The organism is Arthrobacter sp. Y3225116 (assembly GCF_059091245.1).
Genome location: NZ_JBNHGL010000311.1, coordinates 1 through 2,890, shown reverse-complemented (window position 1 = coordinate 2,890; position 2,890 = coordinate 1). Strand labels below are relative to the sequence as shown.

Here is a 2,890-nt window from a genome sequence, read left to right as displayed (position 1 = left end):
GCCGCCGGCGGCGCTCCCGGGCCAGCGCGTCGCGCAGCGGCGGCACGGTGATCCCGCCGTGCGACATCCGGGTACGCACGCGTTTGCGCACGGCCAGCATCGCCAGCGTGCCCGCAATCAGGAAAAGGAACTGGAGGCTGAAGGCCAGCTTGAACGAGTCCAGCGCGTACAGGTCGCCCTGCGAGAACCCGCTGGCCAGCAGGGCATCGAGCACCACGCCCATGCCGAGCATCACCAGCAGCGCCGAGATGAAGCCGCCGACGTTGACAATTCCGGTGGCCGTTCCGGCGCGGCTGAGCGGATTGAAGGTCCGGGCGAAGTCGAAGCCGATCATGGAACCCGGGCCGCCGACCGCCACGGCCATGACCAGCAGCAGAAGCAGCCAGAACGGTGCCGGACCCGGGTAAACCAGCACGCACAGCCAGGCGGCCGACATGGCCCCGACGATCAGCAGGACCATCGTGGAGCGCCGCAGGGGATGCCGGCCCACCCAGCGGCCCAGCAACGGGCCGGCGACGAAGGAGGTCATGACCGCTGCCGTCATCAGCACCGAGGCTTCCGTCGGCGTCAGGCCCTGGGCGGACACCAGGAATGGGTAGCCCCACATGAGCATGAACACGTTCGCGGGGAACTGGACCGTGAAATGGGTCCACAGTCCCAGTCTCGTTCCCGGTTCCCGCCACGCTTCGGCCAGCGACGCGCCGGTTTGGCGCAGGGTCGGCTGCGGGGCCGTCCGCCGGGGGCCGGGCTCGTTGCGGACCACCGCGAGGGCAAGGACAAAGGCCACCGCGGAGAGCGCGGCAACAGAGAGGAAAGCCGGCGTCCAACCCGCAAGGTTAAGGATGGCCACGAACGGGATGACGCTGATCAGCTGGCCGATCTGGCCCAGCTGGCCGGTCAACTGGGTCAGCAACGGGATGCGCTTCCCGCTGAACCAACTGGGCAGCAGCCGCAGCACGGACACGAAGGTCATCGCGTCGCCGGCACCGACGAGGACGCGTCCGGCCAGCCCTTCGGGGACGGAGGACGCGAAGGCCAGGGCGGTTTGCCCGGCCAGCATCAGCACGGCCCCTCCAGCCACCATCAGCCGGGGCCCGTATTTGTCCACCATGAGGCCGACGGGGATCTGCAGCCCCGCGTACACCACCAGTTGAACCACGGTGAACGTCGACAACGCGGCGGCGGTGGCGTCAAAGCGCTCGGTGGCCTGCAGGCCTGCTACGCCGAAGGTCGTCCGCTGGGTGATCGCCACCAAGTAGGCGAATATCCCGCTCCCCCACACCCACCAAGCACGCCGCGAATCCATTGCTCCATCTTGCCCACGGCCCGGGGCGCGGGACTAATCGGCGTCGCCGGGCTCCGCGGAGGCTCCTTCGGCGCCGTCGTCGTCGGTGGCAGGCTGGGTGGCCAGGAAGGCCTCCACCGCCGCACCGATCTCGTCGGCGTCGGGAAGCTCTTCGTTGTCCTTGACCAGCAGCGAGCGGCGCTCTTCGTGCCCCGCGTACTCGTCGTACCGCTCTTCCAGCCGGCCGACCACCCGCTGGACGTCGGCAGAGTCCTGTACCTGCCGGTCGATTTGGCTCTCGACCTCGCGTCCGGTCTCGCGCAGCCGGTCTGTGGGCAACGTCAGCGAGGTGGCGGCGCCGATGTACTCCAGCGCCGCGACGGCGGCCGGCGGGTACTGGGCGTCGGACAGGTAGTGCGGCACATGGATGGAATAGCCGACGACGTCACGCCCGGCCTCCGCGAGGCGCATTTCCAGCAGCGGGCCGATGCCGGCCTGCAGCTCCGCCTGGGGTTTCCAGCTGGTGATCCCGTCGATCAGGTCCTGCCGCGAGCCGTGGACGGTGACGCCGATCGGGCGGGTGTGGGGCACCGGCATGGGAAGCGACTGGACCCACGCGACCAGCCGCGTCTGGAGCCGGTTCGCCACCCAGACGATCGCCCGGGAGAACCGCTCCCATTGGTAGTCCGGTTCGGGGCCGGTCAACAGCAGGAACGGCGTGCCGAGCCCGTCGACCAGCCGGTACAGCTCGATGGCGGGGGCTTCGTAGTCGGTGAAACGGTCGCCGGCGAAGGTGATGCGGGGCCGCCTGCTGCGGTAGTCCACCAGTTGGTCGGCGTCGAAGGAGGCGACCAGCTGAGCATCGAGCTCGTCGAGCAGCTCGTCGCCGACCTGCTCGACCACGTGGCCGGCTTCGGCTGCACCGGTGAATCCCATAACAAGATCAAGCCCGCGCAGCGCAGGCGAGTCGAACAACTCCGCGTTGGTCGACATCAGCGACCGTGGATCCAGCAATGTGCCCTCCGTTCCGGCATCGTCTTTCCCTGCCGTGCATGGCTCTCTCGCAATGTTAAGCGCCCGGGCGGGCGGAAAATTCCTGCCCGCGGCCCGGCACAGCGCGTGCGCGGCACCGCATCCGGTGCCGGAGAGACTACGATCGACAGGTGCAGGCCCTGTTCCGGCCAACCTTTCAAAGGCTCATTCCTGCTGGAACTACTGTAGACACAACGGTAAGCAACCGGTGAGCGGCGGCGGGCACCACCCGTCCGGCCGGCCGGCTGTAGGAGAAGTTAGGACAGATCTGCGTGATCCCCACGACCGAGCTCAAGCTCAGCGCCATTGCCAAAGATGTCAAAAAGGCCAAGTCAGCCGCCCTCGTCATTGCGGTCGGGCAGGACGGAGACGGTCCGGTCCTGCTGGAGAATCCGTTGCCGGCCAAGGCGTCGAAGACGCTGCAGGACTCCCTTCCGCTGCTCGGCGTCACCGGCGCGGCCGACGAGGTACACCGGCTGCCGGGGCTGCCCGGGGCCGGGGCGGACGTGGTGGTGCTGGCCGGCGTCGGGAAGCTGCTGCCCGGGCAGGCGTTGACGGAAGAAACCCTGCGCC

3 protein-coding genes are annotated in these 2,890 nt (G+C 68.7%); 1 reads left to right on the top strand and 2 read right to left on the bottom strand.

Going from position 1 to position 2,890, the window contains the following annotated elements:
* Positions 1 to 1,306 (bottom strand): MFS transporter (locus AC5RV2_RS16635; protein ID WP_494093255.1); only part of this gene is annotated, 1,306 nt, incomplete at its 3' end.
* 33 nt (positions 1,307 to 1,339) lie between these two features.
* Positions 1,340 to 2,278, bottom strand: a complete 939-nt coding sequence (locus AC5RV2_RS16630) for a proteasome assembly chaperone family protein (RefSeq protein WP_494093256.1) — start codon at positions 2,276 to 2,278, stop codon at positions 1,340 to 1,342.
* A 311-nt stretch (positions 2,279 to 2,589) separates the two neighbouring features.
* Here AC5RV2_RS16630 and AC5RV2_RS16625 point away from each other — a divergent pair.
* Positions 2,590 to 2,890 (top strand): macro domain-containing protein (locus AC5RV2_RS16625; RefSeq protein WP_494093254.1); only part of this gene is annotated, 301 nt, incomplete at its 3' end.